This is a genomic window from Streptomyces roseicoloratus (assembly GCF_004117935.1).
Classification (GTDB): Bacteria; Actinomycetota; Actinomycetes; order Streptomycetales; family Streptomycetaceae; genus Streptomyces; species Streptomyces roseicoloratus.
In genome coordinates, this window is sequence record NZ_SDOY01000040.1 from 38,939 (window position 1) to 54,407 (window position 15,469).

The following is a 15,469-nucleotide window of genomic DNA, read 5'->3' on the forward strand; positions in this document are numbered from 1 at the left end:
TGGATGGCGACATCTGCACCGGCGACCGGAAAGGCCCTCGTGCCCCACCGTCATGCACCCCTGACCGAAACCGGACGGCTGCGGCCGGCCCCTCGTGCTCCGGCCGACCCCGCGTGCTTCGGCCGACCCTCCGTGCTCCGGTGACGCATCCGTCGTCACCCGGTTACGCTGTGGTGCCCAGCTCAGAAGGTGTGCGGGGCGCGGCAGTTGGGAACAGCCCGCACAGGAACCGTGGTGATGGGGGCGGCAGTGACGATCGGCAGTTTCGGGCCCGGGGCGCAGATCCCCCTGCAGGGAGGGGACGCACAGACGGCGGCGACCCATGCACTCGCCTCCGCCGCCTACCGCGACAGTCCGGTCGAGACGATCCTCGAGGCCAACAACGAGTGGCACAAGTCGACGGTCAAGGAAGGGAAATGGAAGAAACTCTTCCGGCCCGACCTGGGTGAGGCCTTCTCCCGTGCCGTGCAGGTCCGCATGCTCGGGGGCGCCCGCAAGCCCCTCATCCAGTCCTTCGGCGCGGACCCCCAGCCCGTCGTCGAGCACTGCCTGGCCGCCACCGGCATCCGCAAGCAGCGCGACGTGAAGCTGACGCTGGTCACCTTCTTCTTCGGCGTGCTGTTCCTGCCCGGTCTGCTGCTCTGGCTCGGCGTGATCCAGCTGCGCCGCACCGCCGCGGGCTCCGAGAACAAGCGCACCAGCGCCGTCGGCACCGCCCTGCTCGTCGCCGCCGGTCTCTTCGCCTTCCTGGTGCTCCTCAAGCTGCCCTTCGACGGGCTGCTGCCCACCTACCTGCGCGCCATGATCGTGGCACCCGTCGCCGGCTGGTTCCTGGCCCGCCGGATCTGCGAGCGGACCGCGCAGGACCTGCGCGAGCGCTGGACCGCGCTGCTCAGCGGCGGCGGCCTCGGCGCCGCCGTCCCCGAGGCGGTGCCCAAGGACCCGACGGAGAAGACCGCCGAGGAACTCCGGGTCAATCTGGAGAAGCTGTCCGCCGAGCAGCAGTCCAACGTCGTCTTCTACGCCGGCCCCAAGGGAATACTGGGCATGGGAACCCGCTGGGGCAGCTGGACCCTCGCCGAGGAACTCGTGCCCCGCGACGGCAAGGAGATCCACGACTTCCGCGCCTGGGACGTCGTCCGCCAGATCCACACCGAACTGACGCTCCTCGAACGCGGCGCGCTGAAGACCGGCTTCCCGAAGCCGACCGTGAAGCACTGGATCGTGTCGCCGGTCGGCGAGGGCGCCGACGAGGTGGCGCGACCCGAGGGCGAGAACATCGTGCACTTCCAGGTGAAGCCGCACGAGATACAGCGCATTTGCAACGACCAGCAGTTCGGCAGCGGCAACCGGCACTACCTGGGCGTCCAGTTCACGCTCTGGGACGGCCAGCTGGTCCTCACCATGATGGTGACCGTCACCTCGCTCCACCACACCCTGCGCGTGGAGGTCACCGGCCACGCCCTCGGCCCGGTGCACGGTCTGTTCACCACCAAGCCGAAGGCGAAGACCAAGGAGGTCTCCAAGACCGTCAGGTTCTGGGAGACCCGGGAGATCAGCCTGCCGCTGACGGACACCGACGACGTCGTGCGCCAGGCCGTCCGCGCCCCGCTCACCTGGTTTCCGCCGGTCCTGGACTTCCTCGGCGGCAAGCTGGTCCTGCCGGAGCCGTTCGGCCTGCGTCACGCCTGGGCGGGCCAGCCGTGGCGGCACCGCTTCATGGCGGACGACGCGATCCGCGCGGCGACCCCGGTGCTGCGGGCCGTGCACGCCGCGACGATCAGGGTGCTCGACGAACACAACGTGGACACCGAGCGCTTCAGCGCCCGCTCGCTCGTCCTCGGCGGCGGCGTCCAGGAGCCCGGCCCGAAGAAGGCCGACATCTACGACGCGTGACGACTCCAGGGCGCGCGACGGCGCCGCAGCACGCGGAGGCCCTCCGGCATGTGCCGGAGGGCCTCCGCGTGAGAAGAGAACCGATCAGATGCCGGCCGGCCAGGCGTCGGCCAGCATCTTCCGGGTGTCGGCGAGCAGCTGCGGCAGCACCTTGGTGTGCCCCACCACCGGCATGAAGTTGGTGTCGCCGCCCCAGCGCGGAACGACGTGCTGGTGCAGGTGCGCGGCGATCCCGGCGCCCGCCACGGTGCCCTGGTTCATGCCGATGTTGAAGCCGTGCGCACCCGAGGCCGCGCGCAGCGCGACCATGGCCCGCTTGGTGAACTCGGCGAGCTCGGCCGTCTCGGCCGCGTCGAGGTCGGTGTAGTCGGCGACGTGCCGGTACGGGACCACCATGAGGTGGCCGCCGTTGTACGGGTAGAGGTTCAGCACCGCGTAGACGCTCGCGCCGCGCGCGATCACCAGACCGTCCTCGTCCGACTTCGACGGGATCGTGCAGAACGGACAGCCGTCGTCGGCACCCGGCCCGGTCGGCTTGTTCTCGCCCTGGATGTACGCCATCCGGTGGGGCGTCCACAGGCGCTGGAACGCGTCCTGCGTTCCCACTCCGATCTGCTGCTCCGGCTCAGTCGTCATGCTGTGCAGCATATTGCTTCGCCCGTTCGGAACGTGTCGCCGGGGCGGAGGATCCGTTCACGGGCCATGCTGATCGGATGAGAGACAGGCCGCCGGTCACACCCGCGCAGGAGCGCTGGGAGCGCTGGACGGAGACCCCGCTGATGGTGATGGCCCTGGTCTTCCTCGCCACCTACGCGGTGCGGATCCTCGGCCACCGGCTGCCGTCGGGCGTGCGCGACCTGTGCCTCGCGCTGACCCTCGCCTCCTGGACCGTCTTCCTCGTGGACTACCTCGTACGCCTCCGGCTGAGCGGCCTCGGCCCGCTCCGCTTCGTGCGCCACCACCTCCTCGACACCGTGGTGGTGGCCCTGCCGCTGCTGCGGCCGCTGCGGATCGTGAGCGTCTACGACCGGATGCAGCGCCGCCACGACCAGCCCCGGCTCAGTCTGCACGCCCGGGTCATGGCGTACGCGGGAATGACCGTGGGCCTGCTCGGCTTCGCGGGGGCGCTGACCGTCTACGAGGTCGAGTACGACGCCCCGGGTTCCTCGATCCGCACGTTCGGGGACGCGGTGTGGTGGGCCTGCGCGACGCTGGCGACGGTGGGCTACGGGGACGTGGTCCCGGTGACGCCGCTGGGCCGGCTCACGGCGGTGGGCATGATGGGCTGCGGCCTGGCCCTGCTCGGCGCGGTGACGGGCTCCTTCTCGTCCTGGCTGATCCAGGCGTTCACCCGGGACGACGAGAAGAGGCCCCCGGGGGACTTCCCGGGGGCCTAGCCCCGCGTGGGCAGGGCGTACGGAACCTTCTGCTTCCGCGCGTTCCGCGTTCAGGGGCCGTCCCCGCTCAGGCGGGGAGCGCGTCACACCTGGACGCGCGTCTCGACCACCTCGGCGAGCTTGGCCAGCGCCTGGTCACGCGGGATGCCGTTCTCCTGCGAACCGTCGCGGTAGCGGAAGGAGACCGTGCCGGCGTTCATGTCCTCGTCACCGACGATGATCATGAACGGCACCTTCTGCTTCTGGTGCGTGCGGATCTTCTTCTGCATCCGGTCGGAGGAGGCGTCGACCTCCACCCGCAGGCCCTTCTTCCTCGCCTCGGCGGCGAACTCCCGCAGGTAGTCGATGTGCGCGTCGCCGATCGGGATGCCGACCGCCTGCACCGGGGCGAGCCACGGCGGCATGGCGCCGGCGTAGTGCTCCAGGAGCACCGCGAAGAAGCGCTCGATGCTGCCGAACAGCGCACGGTGGATCATGACCGGGCGCTGGCGCGAGCCGTCCGCCGCCGTGTACTCCAGGTCGAAGCGCTCCGGCAGATTGAAGTCCAGCTGCACGGTCGACATCTGCCAGGTGCGGCCGATGGCGTCGCGCGCCTGCACGGAGATCTTCGGGCCGTAGAACGCGGCGCCGCCCGGGTCGGGGGTCAGCGGGAGGCCCTGCTTCTCGGCGACCGCCTGGAGGACCGCGGTGGCCTCCTCCCACACCTCGTCGGAGCCGACGTACTTCTCCGGGTCCTTGGTGGACAGCTCCAGGTAGAAGTCGGTCAGACCGTAGTCGCGCAGCAGGTTGAGGACGAAGGTGAGCGTCTTGTCGAGCTCGTCGGCCATCTGCTCGCGGGTGCAGTAGATGTGCGCGTCGTCCTGCGTGAAGCCGCGGGCGCGGGTCAGACCGTGCACGACGCCCGACTTCTCGTACCGGTACACGGTGCCGAACTCGAACAGGCGCAGCGGCAGCTCACGGTAGGAGCGCCCGCGGGCGTCGAAGATCAGGTTGTGCATCGGGCAGTTCATGGGCTTGAGGTAGTAGTCCACGCCCTCGTCGAGCTGCATGGGCGGGTACATGCCCTCGGCGTACCAGTCGAGGTGACCGGACTTCTCGAACAGCTTGCCCTTGGTCGCGTGCGGCGAGTAGACGAACTCGTAGCCCTCCTCCTCGTGCCGGCGGCGCGAGTAGTCCTCCATGACCCGGCGGATGATGCCGCCCTTGGGGTGGAAGACGGCGAGGCCGGAGCCGATCTCGTCCGGGATGGAGAAGAGGTCGAGCTCGTTGCCGAGCTTGCGGTGGTCGCGCTTCTCGGCCTCGGCGAGGAAGTCGAGGTGGGCCTTCAGCTCCTCCTTCGACGGCCAGGCGGTGCCGTAGATGCGCTGGAGCATCGGGTTCTTCTCGCTGCCGCGCCAGTAGGCGGCCGCGTTGCGCATCAGCTTGAACGCCGGGATGTTCCGGGTGGTGGGCAGGTGCGGGCCGCGGCAGAGGTCCTTCCAGCACAGCTCGCCGGTCTTGGCGTCCAGGTTGTCGTAGATGGTCAGCTCGCCGCCGCCCACCTCGACGTTCGCGCCGTCGTCGGTCGACGCGGCGCCCTTGATGCCGATGAGCTCCAGCTTGTACGGCTCGTCGGCGAGCTCCTCGCGGGCGGCCTCGTCGGTCACCACGCGGCGGGAGAAGCGCTGGCCGCGCTTCTGGATCTCCTGCATCTTCTTCTCGATGGCCTTGAGATCCTCGGGCGTGAACGGCTTCTCGACGTCGAAGTCGTAGTAGAAGCCGTCCCGGACCGGCGGACCGATGCCCAGCTTGGCCTCGGGGAAGAGCTCCTGCACGGCCTGGGCCATGACGTGCGCGGTGGAGTGGCGCAGGATGTTCAGACCGTCCTCGGAGGAGATCTCCACGCCCTCGACGACGTCGCCCTCGGCGGGCTCGTACGACAGGTCCTTCAGCTCGCCCGCGACGCGGGCGGCGATGACGGTGCGGTCGTCGGCGAACAGGGCGCCGGCCGTGGTGCCCGCGCTCACCGTCCTCTCCTCTGAACCTGAGGCGGACCGGACGGTCACACGGACTTCAGACACGGGTGCTCCATACATAGGGGCGCGGGCAGACACGAGGTGCCGGCGCCAACGGTGCCCGGCAGAGACGAGGTGCCGCGCAGCCCCGATCCTACCCGGGGCGCCCCGACCGGCCCTCAGGTCGTCGTGTCCGGCCCGCAGGCCTCCCCGAAGAGGTCCGGATCACGGAGCGACTTCATCAGCCGGTCCCGTTCGGCGTCGTCGACCTGCACCGGTACGAGGTCGGTCGCCTCGGTGAGGCGGCGGAAGCCGCCGCGGCTCTCCAGCCGGCCGGTGACCCGGACGGGCAGGCCGGCGAGGTGGGCGTGGCCGGCGGTGCGGTAGGCCTCCTCGTCGAGGGTGACCCGGACGTGGCCGATCTCGGCCCCGGCGAGGACGCGCAGCCGTACGGTGCCCTCGCCGCGCGGGCCGGAGCGGCGCATGCGGACCACGGCGCCGGTGATCCGTACCGGTACGGCGGGCTCGTCGCGCAGATAGCGGGCGCCGGCCTCGCGCAGGGCCGGCAGGTCGCCGGGCGAGAACTCGACGGGCTCGGGGCGGGCGGCGCAGCCGGCCGGGGTGCCGGCGGCCGGTGACCAGGCGAGGGCGATGCTCGCGCCTTCGGTGCCGCGCACCAGGCCGACCAGCGCGTCGGTGAGCTCGCGGCTGACGCCGGCCTCGACGGCGGTGTCGAAGGCGTCCATGGCGCCGGTCGCGCGCCGGTAGTCGACGGCCTCCCGGGCCGCGTACAGCGCGTGGTAGAGCCGCACCGACACGGCGCGGCCGGGGACGACGGGCAGGAAGGCGGTCAGGCCGCGGCCGCCGGGCGCCGCGCCGACGACGACGGACCGCAGGGAGGCCTGTGCCTGTCGCCGGTGCCGGGCGCCGTGGTAGCCGGCGCGGCCGCGTACGGCGAGGGCGCCGGCGAGGAGGACGCCGCGCGCGGCGGTCCGCAGCTGTTCCTGCGTGCTCCAGGGCACGGGCCCGGCCGGGCCCGGGGGCACCTCGCGCCACCAGCGGATCTCGTCGCTGGGGACGGCGAGGCCGGTGAGGACCTCACGGGCGGTGGGGTCGGCACTGCGCGCGAGGGCGGTCAGCGCCTCGCCGATGAGGTCCTCGCAGTCGGGGAAGGCACGGCTCTCCGGCACCAGGAGGCTGGTGCCGCGGCTGCCGGCCGCGGGTCCGGGTGGCGACCAGCGGCTGTAGCGGCCCGCGGCGCCGCCGTGGCGGCGCCAGCCGTGCCGGGCGAGCAGCGCGCCGAGGACCCGTGGGTCGACGCCGCCCGGGTCGGGCGGCTCCGCGGCGTCCGACCAGGGCCCGACGGGTGCGGCAGGCACACCGGTCCAGGGTCCGGGCAGTTCGCCGGGGGCGGGATGCGGCTGGGGCCGGAAGGAGGCGGAGCCGGGGTGGGCCGGCGGGCCGGAAGGGTCGGTCGGGCCGGAGTGGGCGGAGGGGTGGCCCCGGTCGGGGCCGTGTCCCGGCGCCTCCCCTGGTTCGTCGATCGGCCGGTGCATCAGGGTCTCCCTCCCACGCCGACCCGGGCCATGATGTCGCAGAGCGCCCGGTCGTCGAAGATCCGTGCCGTCGGGATGCGCACGGTGGTCCTGCGCCGTCCCGTGACCGGGTGCCCGGCCAGGTTGATCCAGTAGCAGCAGTGCCGCAGGTCGAGCCGGTCGTGTCCGGCCCGCAGCCAGTCCTCCCGGTCACGCGGCACGAGCATCACGACCAGGATCTTGTGGACCGCCACCGGGGTGCGCGCGAGCTTCACGAGGTGCTCGTTGTCGAGCGTGAAGGCGAAGGACCCGGCCGCGTCCCCGGACGTGCGCGGCGGCAGCTGGTAGGTGCACTTCAGCTGCACCTTGATGGTCACCTCGTCGTCGACGGTGTGACCGGGTGCGCTGTGACTCACGTGCCAGTCGATGCCGTTGTCCGGAAACGGCTGCGACAGCGAGCAGCCCGCCGCCGCCGCGACCGCGTGGAGGTATCCCACCTGAAGGGTCTCCATGCAGGCGGTGGTGGCGAGCGAGCCCCGCAGCGGGGCTGCGGCCCGCTGGGACGGCAGCCCGTCCGACTCGGGCTGGGCGAGCGCCATGTCAGTTCCCTTCCCCGTCACCTGTGTTGTGACCGGTCCGCGTACGGCGCAAACAGCCCGGGTATCAACGATTCGGGCAGGGGGATGGCCATCTGCCGCGCACGTGCGAGGAGTTCGTGGATGACGACGCACTGGTACGAAGGGCCCCTGGCGGCATTCGACACGGAGACCACGGGAGTTGACGTCGAGGAGGACCGGATCGTGTCCGCCGCCCTCGTCGTCCAGGACGCGGTGGGGATGCGGCCGCGGGTGACGCGCTGGCTGGTGAACCCGGGCATACCGGTGCCGCCCGCGGCCACCGCCGTGCACGGCCTGACGGACGATCACCTGCAGCGGAACGGACGGTGGCCGGCGCCCGTGATGGAGGAGCTGGCCCGCGCGATAGCGGAACAGAGCGCGGCGGGGCGTCCGTTGGTGGTCATGAACGCGCCGTTCGACCTGACGATCCTGGACCGCGAGCTGCGCCGCCATCGCGCGTCCTCGCTGGCCCGCTACACGGAGCACGTCCCGCTGTGCGTCCTCGACCCGCGGGTCCTGGACAAGCACCTGGACCGCTACCGCAAGGGCCGGCGGACGCTGACGGACCTGTGCGAGCAGTACGGGGTGGTCCTGGACGGCGCGCACGACGCGGCGGCGGACGCGCAGGCGGCGATGGAGGTCGTACGGGCGGTGGGGCGGCGGTTCACCGCGCGGCTGGAACGGCTGACGCCGGCCGAGCTGCACACCCTGCAGGCGGTGTGGCACGCGGCGCAGGCGCGCGGCCTGCAGGCCTGGTTCGCCCGGCAGGGCACACCCGAGGCGGTGGACCCGGCCTGGCCGCTGCGCCCGGAGCTGCGGACGGCGGCGTGAGATCCGTCTCCGGAAACGGCTGAGGCCGGTCCGTCTTCCGACGAACCGGCCTCTCCCGGTGGGCGATACTGGGATCGAACCAGTGACCCCTTCGGTGTGAACGAAGTGCTCTCCCGCTGAGCTAATCGCCCGGGCAACGCGTTGAACCATACAGGCCCGGCGGGGCTTCGTCCAAACCGGCGGCGGCCCGGCCGGGGGACGCCACCCGGGTGCCGGGACACGGACCGTGGGGGCTACTCAGACGCGGATCTGAGTACGCGCGCGCATCCCCTTTCGCTGTGTGCGGCGCCACACTCCGGCTATGGAATCCTCCCTGCCTCCCGCGGAAGAGCTGAAGCTCGTCGACCGCGAACTGGCCCGGCTGGACGCGCACCGGGCGAGCCTGCTGGTCCGCCGTGACTGGTTGCTGCGGGTGCTGAACGCGCAGCGGGTCGCCCTGCCGGCACCGCCGCCGCACGTCCGGCCGCCCGGGGCCGCGGCCTGGCCGCCCCGGCAGCCCGAGGCGACGCCGCGCAGCACGCAGAACGTGCTGCTCACCCTGGGCGGGGTGCTGCTGTCCGTCGCCGCGCTGGTCTTCACTCTGGTCAGCTGGGTCTCGATGGGCATCGGCGGCCGGTCCTCGGTGCTGTCCATGGTGACGGTGGCCGCGCTGGCGGCCCCGGCGGTCCTGCTGCGTCGCGAGCTGCGCTCGACGGCGGAGTCGGTGGCGGCGATCGGTCTGGTCCTGACGGTGCTCGACGCCTACGCCCTGCACCGGGTGGCCCTCCCGGACGTGGCCGGGCTCGCGTACACGGCGGCGGTGTCGGCGGTGCTGGCCGGGCTCTGGGCGGCGTACGGCTCGGCCCTCGGCCGGCTGGCGCTGCCGCTCCCGGCGGCCGTGGTCGCGGCGCAACTGCCGCTTCCGCTCGGGGTGCTGGCTGCCGGCGGCGGGGTCGTCCCGTTCGCGTGGGCGGCGCTCGCGACGGCCGTCCTCGACCTGGTCGCCGTGCTGGGGGCCGGGGCGCTGCCGGTGCGGGTGACGGCGGGCGCGGGAGCGGCCGTTCTGGGCGGCTGGGCGCTGCTCACGGGTCTGTTCCTGTCCTTCACGGGCCCGCTGCGCGCGGCTGCGCTGCTCCTCGCGTGCGCCGGGGTGCTGCTGTTCCTCGCGGTGCGCCACCGCGGCTCGGCGCTCGCCTCCGCGCTGGTGGCGGGCCTCGCGGTGGTCGCCGCGGCGGGCGGGCTGCTGCGGGCCGCCGTGCCGGAGGCCTGGCAGGTTCCCGGCTACGCGGTCTGCGGCATGGTCCTGGCGGCCGCGGCGTGGTGGGGTTTCGGCGTCCGCGCCCGTCGCGAGGGCGGGGATGTCCGGCCCGCCGGCTCCTCGTCGCCGGCGGGTGCGGTGCGGAACGGGCTGGTCGCCGCGGGCGGCGGCGTGCTCGGGATCGGCGTGATGTGGGCGCTGCCGCCGGTGGCGGCGGGGCTGCTGGGGCCGTTGGCCCGGCGTACGGCGGTGTGGTCGGGCGAGCACTCCGCTCCCGTCCTGACCTGGATTCCGGCGACGGCGCCGTCGGTGCTGCTGCTCGCGGCCGTGGCCCTCACGGCGGTGCCCCGCGCGTGGGCACGCGGTGGGGCGCTGCTGCTGGTGTGGGCGCTGCTGACCGCACTGCCGGTGTCCCTGGAGCTGTCGTACGCCGTGACGACGGCGGTCCAGCTGGCCGCCGCGGCGATGGCCCTGTCCGTCTCGCTGCGTCCCGGCGTGGTGCTGCGGGGTGCGGCGTCCTCGGCGGTCATGGGCTGGCCGGCGTTCTCGTGCGGGCTGGTGTCCGCGGCCGGGGCGGTGGCTCTGGGCCTCGACGCGCGGGGGGCGACGTTCGCGGTGCTGGGCGTGCTCGTGGTCCTGTTCGGCGGGGTCGCGGTGGCCGGGGACGGGGTCCGGCGGCTGGTCGCGGCCTGTGTGACGGTGTCGGCCGTGGCGGGCCTGGCCGGCGCCGGGGCGGCGGCTGCCGGTCTCGGCGTGGCGGCGAGCGGTCTCGTGCTGCTGGCCGTGCCGGCCGGGACGGCCGCCGTGGGCGCGTGGCTGCGGCGGCGTCCGGTGGCCGTGGCGGTGGAGGCCACGGGCGCGGCGGTGGGGGTGTGCGCGCTGGTCCTGGCGGCCGGGCGGCCCGCTCTGCTCGCGCTCGCGCTGGCGCTCGGCGGTGTGGTCGCGGCGGCGACGGCGGTGCGACCGGAGCGGCGCCGTGTCGCCTCCTGGGTCGCGGCGGGTCTCTTCCTGCTCGCCACGTGGGTGCGGCTGGTGGTCTGGGAGGTGACGACGCCGGAGGCGTACACGCTGCCGGTGACGGTCCCGGCCCTGGTGGTGGGTGTGCTGCGGCGGCGCCGCGACCGGGAGGCGTCGTCGTGGACGGCGTACGGGCCTGGTCTGGCGGCGACGCTGGTGCCGAGCCTGTTCGCGGCCTGGGCCGACGCGCAGGGGACGCGTCCGCTGCTGCTGGGGGTGGCGGCGCTCGTGGTGACGCTGCTGGGCGCGCGGTTCCGGCTGCAGGCTCCGCTGGTGCTCGGCGGGACGGTGCTGGCCCTGGACGGGCTGCACGAGCTGGCGCCGTACGTGCTGCAGGCGGTGGGCGCGCTGCCGCGCTGGCTGCCGCCGGCCCTGGCGGGTCTGCTGCTGCTCGCGGTGGGGGCGACGTACGAGCAGCGGCTGCGGGACGCCCGCCGGCTCCGGGAGCGGCTGGGCCGGCTGCGCTGAGGCCGCGATGGCGCCGGGAACGCCGAGGGCCCGGAGACGGTGATCGTCTCCGGGCCCTCGGTCCGGGTGGTGGGCGATACTGGGTTCGAACCAGTGACCTCTTCGGTGTGAACGAAGCGCTCTCCCACTGAGCTAATCGCCCGGGCGCACCGCAAACATTACCCCATGTCAGCGGCGGTCCCGAACCACGTCAGGTCACTGGTCGATCTTCCACGGCATGACGAAGCCGAACTTCCACACGTAGACGCCGAGCAGCACGCCCATGATCACCAGGCCGACGGTGGTGAGGATGATGTTCCGCCGGCGGACCTTGGGGTCGAGGGCGCGCTGGGCGGCCTCGGTGACCTTGCGCTTGGTCCAGCGCAGCACCAGCTGGGCCCAGACGAACTCGGTCGCCCAGATCGCCATGCCGGCGAAGATCACCAGCCAGCCGGGGCCGGGCAGCGGCAGCATCACGATGCCGGCGCCGACGACGGCCAGGCCGACGATGAAGACGCCGACCTGCCAGCTCAGGTGCAGGGTCCGGCGGGCCTTGATGAACTCCGGCGCCCGTGAGCCGAGGGGCGCCTCGTCGGTGCCCCCGGAGCCGCTGTCCCCCGTGCTCGCCGGCGTGCCCACCGGCTTCTTCACACCGCTGCCCCCGTCGGCCGCGGACTCCCCGGTGCGCTCGTCACTCTCCGCATTCATGGCCCCAACTTACCGGACGGGACCGGCGGGCTGAAATGGCGGTATTACCCGCAGTTACATACACCCGAACGAGCTACCTGAACGATCACAAAACAGACAGAGGGGTTTACAACGGCACCGTAGGTGGCATGTCGATTTCGCCGACGTGCGAATCCCCGAGCGCACACTGAGCGAAAGGCCCTGGCGCTTATGAACACCACGGTCAGCTGCGAGCTGCACCTGCGCCTCGTTGTGTCGAGCGAGTCATCACTGCCTGTACCCGCGGGCCTGCGGTATGACACGGCCGATCCGTATGCCGTGCACGCCACCTTCCACACCGGAGCCGAGGAGACGGTCGAATGGGTCTTCGCCCGCGACCTTCTCGCCGAGGGCCTGCACCGGCCCACCGGCACGGGCGACGTCCGTGTCTGGCCGTCCCGCAGCCACGGCCAGGGAGTCGTCTGCATCGCGCTGAGCTCCCCCGAGGGCGAAGCCCTGCTCGAGGCCCCGGCGAGGGCCCTGGAGTCGTTCCTGAAGCGGACCGACGCCGCCGTGCCGCCCGGCACCGAGCACCGTCACTTCGACCTGGACACGGAGCTCTCCCACATCCTGGCCGACAGCTGAGCCAGGCCTACAGCCGCACGGCGCCGTCCGACTCGGGGAGACGGCGCCGCGCGGACAGTCGCGTACGTCCACCATCGGCGCTCCACACCGCGCAGCCGGCGCGGTGCGGGGCGCCGATGCCCGTTCCCGGCTCGCGCTAGAGTCAGCGCAATTCCGCGGGCGCCCGCCCGCAGCCGGCCAGGGAGCGAATCGTGCTGATCCCCCACGACACCCGGATCGCCCTCGACACCGTCGTCGATCTGATGAACACCGCCCCGCGGGGTGACCGCGACGACGGGCTCGGGGACGTCCAGGCGCTGCAGTCCTTCGTGCACGCCCACAAGATCAGTGACGTGGGCACGCTCGGACCGGACGACCTGCGCGCCGTGCTCGAGGTGCGGGAACGCTTCACCGCCGTCTTCTCGGCGCCCGACGCCCGGATCGCCGCCACGCTGATCAACCAGCTGGTCGCCGAGGCCGGGACCACGCCGCAGCTGACCGACCACGACGGCTACGACTGGCACGTGCACTACTTCGCACCCGGCGCCTCCGTCGCCGACCACCTGGCGGCCGACTGCGGCATGGCGCTCGCCGTCATCGTCGTCGCGGGCGAGCAGGAGCGGCTGCGCCGCTGCGAGGCGCCGGACTGCGGCCGGGCCTTCGTCGACCTCTCCCGCAACCGCTCACGCCGCTACTGCGACAGCCGCACCTGCGGCAACCGCCTGCACGTCGCCGCCTACCGGGCCCGTCGCAAGGAAGCCGCCGGCTGAACCCGTCCCGCCTCCCGTCCGGCGGCACGCCCGCGCCCGCCCTCACAGCAGGAACAGATCGTGGACGGCGGCCATGAGCAGCAGACCGCCGATCACCGCGAGGAAGATCATCAGCGGCGGCTGGGAGAGCGCGAACAGGCAGCCGCGCGGCTCCTCCGTGGGAGCGGGCGTCGAGGTGGGAACGGGGTCCCGCGAGGTATCCAGCATCTCGGGGGGATGATGGGGCACGGACCACCTCGAAGATCCCGCAACACACCCGGCGACACGCCCCGTTCACCCCATCCCGTGGTGGGCGCGACCAGGAAGCGTCAGAACCGGTCAGACCGCGGTCGGATCCCGGTCATATTCCGTGCTTCTTCAAGATCGCCTCGATGTCGCTGAAGTCCTCGTCGGCGGCCTGCGCCCGCGGCTTCGCCGCCGGACCGCGCTGACCGGCACCGAGCGACGGCGCCGAGGCGGACGGCGCCACGGCGGCCCGGTCCTCTCCCCCGGCGGTCTGCTTCCGTCCGGCCCTGCGCCGCTCGATCGCCCGCGTCGACGAGAAGAGCAGCCACGCGGCGCCCAGCACGCCGAAGCCGGCCCAGGCGGTGGGGCTGAAGGCCGTCTCGGACAGCCACTCCACCGCACCCGTCATCACCAGCCCCAGGGGCACCAGCGCGTACGCGGCCATCCGGGCCGCGGCCAGGAACCGCTTGCGGAAGGCCGTGATCGCGGCGATGCCCAGGCCGGCCGCGGCCACCGCGGAGCAAATGGTCTCGGCAAGCATGCGATCCTCCTGGTCCCGGCTGATACGTCCCTTCCATCCTGCACCGCCCGGCCCCCGCGCGGCCATGTTCCGGGCCCCGGATCAGGGAGATCTCCGGGTCGTCCCCCAGGGACGGCCGGATGGGAGACTCTTCCCATGAGTGAGTCCACCACCCCCGCCTCCCCCGTCGTCCTGGAGGCCTGGTTCGACCTGCAGTGCCCCGACTGCTTCAAGGCCCTCGACGACGTCCGCGCCCTGCGCGCGACGTACGGCGAGCGCCTCGAGGTCCAGCTGCGCCACTTCCCGCTGCCCAAGCACAAGCACGCCTACGCCGCGGCCCAGGCCGCCGAGGAGGCCTTCGCGCAGGGCAAGGGCTGGCCGTACACCGAGGCCCTGCTCGCCAGGACCGCCGAGCTCGGCGAGCGCGGCGAGCCGGTGCTCCTGGAGGTGGCCCGCGAACTGGACCTGGACGCCGAGGAGTTCGACACCGCGCTGATCGACGGACGGCACCTGCTGACCGTCGACGCGGACGAGGCCGAGGGCAAGGCGATCAAGGTCACCGGTACGCCCACGTACGTCATCGGCGGCGAGCGCCTCGACGGCGGCCAGAGCCAGGACGGCCTGCGCGAGCGCGCCGAGGAGATCGTCGACGGCCTGCTGAAGGGCTGAGAACCCGCCGCCCGGCGAGGCCGTTCAGCGAGTCGGGCCGTTCAGCCACTTCCGGCCCGCCAGGCCGATCGGGCCAGCCAGGACGGCCAGGTCGGTCAGGCCCGCCGGGTCGGTCGGGCCGCGAGGCCGGCGCGGCGCCCGCCGCGGCTGCCCCGCCCGCCCTACAGCGGCTTGGCGCTGTTGAGGTGGGTCGTGCGGTAGCCCAGGGACTCGTAGAGGCTGATCGCCGCCGTGTTGCCCGCGAAGACGTGCAGCCCCAGCAGGGCCTCGCCGGCCGCGAGCGCCGCGCGTTCGGCGACCAGCATCAGCCCCCGGCCGTAGCCCCGGCCCCGCTGCTCCTCGACGACCTCGACCTCGTACACGAAGCCCGTCCACCGGCCCGGTTCCAGCTCGATCCGGCCGCTCCAGAGGAAGCCGGCGACCCGCTCGTCCCGTACGGCCACCTCCACCGTGATGCCCGGCGTGGCCAGGCCCTGCGGCAGGAAGCGGCGACGGCTGTCCTCCGCCTTGGCGCGGGCCTGCGCCTCCGGCACCCCGCGGTCGATCCAGCTCTGCGCGAAGGCGTCCATGGAGCGGGCCGACCACTCGGCGAACTCCTCCTCGGTGACCGGCCGGTGGGCGAAGCCGTCCGGAAGGTCCGGCGGCTCGGACGGCAGCTCCTTGAGCATGTTCCGGCTGCGCTCCGTGTAGCCGAGCGAGGTCGCCATCCGCAGGGCGCCCACCGCGTCCGCGGGCACCGAGATCCGCACCTCGCCGCAGCCCCAGGAGCGCAGCACCTCCTCGGACGCGAGCGCCGCCACCGTGCCGCGGCCGCGGCCGCGGTCCGGCTCGTCGACCCGGAGGTCCGAGATCACCCCCACCGCGGCCCCGAAGGCCGGATCCGTGGAGAGGTGGACGGAGCCGACCCGGCGGCTGTTCACGCAGATGTCGTAGGTGCGCGAACGGCCGCCGTCGGCGGACTGCTGGAGCGGCTCGGAGGGCCGCAGGGTCGTGGTCATCACCCGTGTTCTACCCAGCGGGCCGC

The 15,469-nt window shown here is 73.0% G+C and carries 15 protein-coding genes and 2 tRNA genes; 7 read left to right on the forward strand and 10 right to left on the reverse strand.

Annotation, left to right across the window (positions count from 1 at the left end; translation table 11 throughout):
* Positions 1-237 precede the first annotated feature (237 nt).
* Positions 238-1,896 carry a hypothetical protein gene (locus tag ESG85_RS02955; protein WP_128976433.1) on the forward strand — a complete coding sequence of 553 codons (1,659 nt, stop codon included), beginning with the start codon at positions 238-240 and terminating at the stop codon, positions 1,894-1,896.
* An 84-nt stretch (positions 1,897-1,980) separates the two neighbouring features.
* Here the strand turns inward: ESG85_RS02955 and ESG85_RS02960 are convergent, their stop codons facing one another.
* Positions 1,981-2,544, reverse strand: coding sequence for an HIT family protein (locus ESG85_RS02960; protein WP_128976434.1), 564 nt, complete (start codon positions 2,542-2,544; stop codon positions 1,981-1,983).
* Positions 2,545-2,609: 65 nt separating this feature from the next.
* On the opposite strand from ESG85_RS02960, the gene ESG85_RS02965 reads away from it, so the two are divergent.
* Positions 2,610-3,293: a potassium channel family protein gene (locus ESG85_RS02965; protein WP_128976435.1), complete on the forward strand. Its 684-nt coding sequence runs from the start codon at positions 2,610-2,612 to the stop codon at positions 3,291-3,293.
* 83 nt (positions 3,294-3,376) lie between these two features.
* Here ESG85_RS02965 and thrS read toward each other — a convergent pair whose 3' ends face one another.
* The 3 genes from thrS to ESG85_RS02985 form a co-directional block, all read right to left on the reverse strand.
* Positions 3,377-5,353 (reverse strand): threonine--tRNA ligase, encoded by a 1,977-nt coding sequence (gene thrS / locus ESG85_RS02970; protein WP_128976436.1) that lies wholly within the window; start codon positions 5,351-5,353, stop codon positions 3,377-3,379.
* 113 nt (positions 5,354-5,466) lie between these two features.
* Complete coding sequence (locus ESG85_RS02975; RefSeq protein ID WP_246094781.1) at positions 5,467-6,843, reverse strand: hypothetical protein; 1,377 nt, start codon at positions 6,841-6,843, stop codon at positions 5,467-5,469.
* A complete protein-coding gene (locus ESG85_RS02985; RefSeq protein WP_128976437.1) occupies positions 6,843-7,421 on the reverse strand; it encodes a DUF4365 domain-containing protein in 579 nt (192 codons plus the stop codon). Before ESG85_RS02985 ends, ESG85_RS02975 begins: the two co-directional genes overlap by 1 nt.
* Before the next feature lie 120 nt (positions 7,422-7,541).
* On the opposite strand from ESG85_RS02985, the gene ESG85_RS02990 reads away from it, so the two are divergent.
* Positions 7,542-8,270, forward strand: a complete 729-nt coding sequence (locus ESG85_RS02990) for a 3'-5' exonuclease (RefSeq protein ID WP_128976438.1) — start codon at positions 7,542-7,544, stop codon at positions 8,268-8,270.
* A 59-nt stretch (positions 8,271-8,329) separates the two neighbouring features.
* On the opposite strand, the gene ESG85_RS02995 is transcribed toward ESG85_RS02990, so the two are convergent.
* Positions 8,330-8,401, reverse strand: a tRNA-Val gene (locus tag ESG85_RS02995).
* Between the two features lie 170 nt (positions 8,402-8,571).
* Between ESG85_RS02995 and ESG85_RS03000 the strand changes: the two genes are divergently transcribed.
* Complete coding sequence (locus tag ESG85_RS03000; RefSeq protein WP_128976439.1) at positions 8,572-10,992, forward strand: SCO7613 C-terminal domain-containing membrane protein; 2,421 nt, start codon at positions 8,572-8,574, stop codon at positions 10,990-10,992.
* Positions 10,993-11,059: 67 nt separating this feature from the next.
* Here the strand turns inward: ESG85_RS03000 and ESG85_RS03005 are convergent.
* Positions 11,060-11,134: transfer RNA gene (locus tag ESG85_RS03005), tRNA-Val, on the reverse strand.
* A gap of 53 nt (positions 11,135-11,187) precedes the next feature.
* Positions 11,188-11,679 (reverse strand): TIGR02611 family protein, encoded by a 492-nt coding sequence (locus ESG85_RS03010; protein ID WP_128976440.1) that lies wholly within the window; start codon positions 11,677-11,679, stop codon positions 11,188-11,190.
* A 189-nt stretch (positions 11,680-11,868) separates the two neighbouring features.
* Between ESG85_RS03010 and ESG85_RS03015 the strand changes: the two genes are divergently transcribed.
* Complete coding sequence (locus ESG85_RS03015) at positions 11,869-12,282, forward strand: SsgA family sporulation/cell division regulator (protein ID WP_015032345.1); 414 nt, start codon at positions 11,869-11,871, stop codon at positions 12,280-12,282.
* Between the two features lie 191 nt (positions 12,283-12,473).
* Complete coding sequence (locus ESG85_RS03020) at positions 12,474-13,031, forward strand: CGNR zinc finger domain-containing protein (protein WP_128976441.1); 558 nt, start codon at positions 12,474-12,476, stop codon at positions 13,029-13,031.
* A gap of 42 nt (positions 13,032-13,073) precedes the next feature.
* On the opposite strand, the gene ESG85_RS03025 is transcribed toward ESG85_RS03020, so the two are convergent.
* Positions 13,074-13,238 (reverse strand): hypothetical protein, encoded by a 165-nt coding sequence (locus ESG85_RS03025; RefSeq protein ID WP_219825155.1) that lies wholly within the window; start codon positions 13,236-13,238, stop codon positions 13,074-13,076.
* A gap of 133 nt (positions 13,239-13,371) precedes the next feature.
* Positions 13,372-13,797 carry a hypothetical protein gene (locus ESG85_RS03030; protein ID WP_128976443.1) on the reverse strand — a complete coding sequence of 142 codons (426 nt, stop codon included), beginning with the start codon at positions 13,795-13,797 and terminating at the stop codon, positions 13,372-13,374.
* 135 nt (positions 13,798-13,932) lie between these two features.
* On the opposite strand from ESG85_RS03030, the gene ESG85_RS03035 reads away from it, so the two are divergent.
* A complete protein-coding gene (locus ESG85_RS03035; protein WP_128976444.1) occupies positions 13,933-14,445 on the forward strand; it encodes a DsbA family protein in 513 nt (170 codons plus the stop codon).
* 161 nt (positions 14,446-14,606) lie between these two features.
* On the opposite strand, the gene ESG85_RS03040 is transcribed toward ESG85_RS03035, so the two are convergent.
* Complete coding sequence (locus ESG85_RS03040; protein ID WP_128976445.1) at positions 14,607-15,443, reverse strand: GNAT family N-acetyltransferase; 837 nt, start codon at positions 15,441-15,443, stop codon at positions 14,607-14,609.
* Positions 15,444-15,469: the final 26 nt, after the last annotated feature.

Bases quoted from the DNA above. Each gene is read 5' to 3' on its own strand.
- ESG85_RS02960 (WP_128976434.1), bottom strand. From the start codon at position 2,544: ATGCTGCACAGCATGACGACTGAGCCGGAGCAGCAGATCGGAGTGGGA.
- ESG85_RS02975 (WP_246094781.1), bottom strand. From the start codon at position 6,843: ATGCACCGGCCGATCGACGAACCAGGGGAGGCGCCGGGACACGGCCCC.
- ESG85_RS03015 (WP_015032345.1), top strand. From the start codon at position 11,869: ATGAACACCACGGTCAGCTGCGAGCTGCACCTGCGCCTCGTTGTGTCG.
- ESG85_RS02985 (WP_128976437.1), bottom strand. From the start codon at position 7,421: ATGGCGCTCGCCCAGCCCGAGTCGGACGGGCTGCCGTCCCAGCGGGCC.
- ESG85_RS03030 (WP_128976443.1), bottom strand. From the start codon at position 13,797: ATGCTTGCCGAGACCATTTGCTCCGCGGTGGCCGCGGCCGGCCTGGGC.
- ESG85_RS03035 (WP_128976444.1), top strand. From the start codon at position 13,933: ATGAGTGAGTCCACCACCCCCGCCTCCCCCGTCGTCCTGGAGGCCTGG.
- ESG85_RS02955 (WP_128976433.1), top strand. From the start codon at position 238: ATGGGGGCGGCAGTGACGATCGGCAGTTTCGGGCCCGGGGCGCAGATC.
- ESG85_RS02990 (WP_128976438.1), top strand. From the start codon at position 7,542: ATGACGACGCACTGGTACGAAGGGCCCCTGGCGGCATTCGACACGGAG.
- ESG85_RS03000 (WP_128976439.1), top strand. From the start codon at position 8,572: ATGGAATCCTCCCTGCCTCCCGCGGAAGAGCTGAAGCTCGTCGACCGC.
- ESG85_RS03025 (WP_219825155.1), bottom strand. From the start codon at position 13,238: ATGCTGGATACCTCGCGGGACCCCGTTCCCACCTCGACGCCCGCTCCC.
- ESG85_RS03010 (WP_128976440.1), bottom strand. From the start codon at position 11,679: ATGAATGCGGAGAGTGACGAGCGCACCGGGGAGTCCGCGGCCGACGGG.
- ESG85_RS03040 (WP_128976445.1), bottom strand. From the start codon at position 15,443: ATGACCACGACCCTGCGGCCCTCCGAGCCGCTCCAGCAGTCCGCCGAC.
- ESG85_RS02965 (WP_128976435.1), top strand. From the start codon at position 2,610: ATGAGAGACAGGCCGCCGGTCACACCCGCGCAGGAGCGCTGGGAGCGC.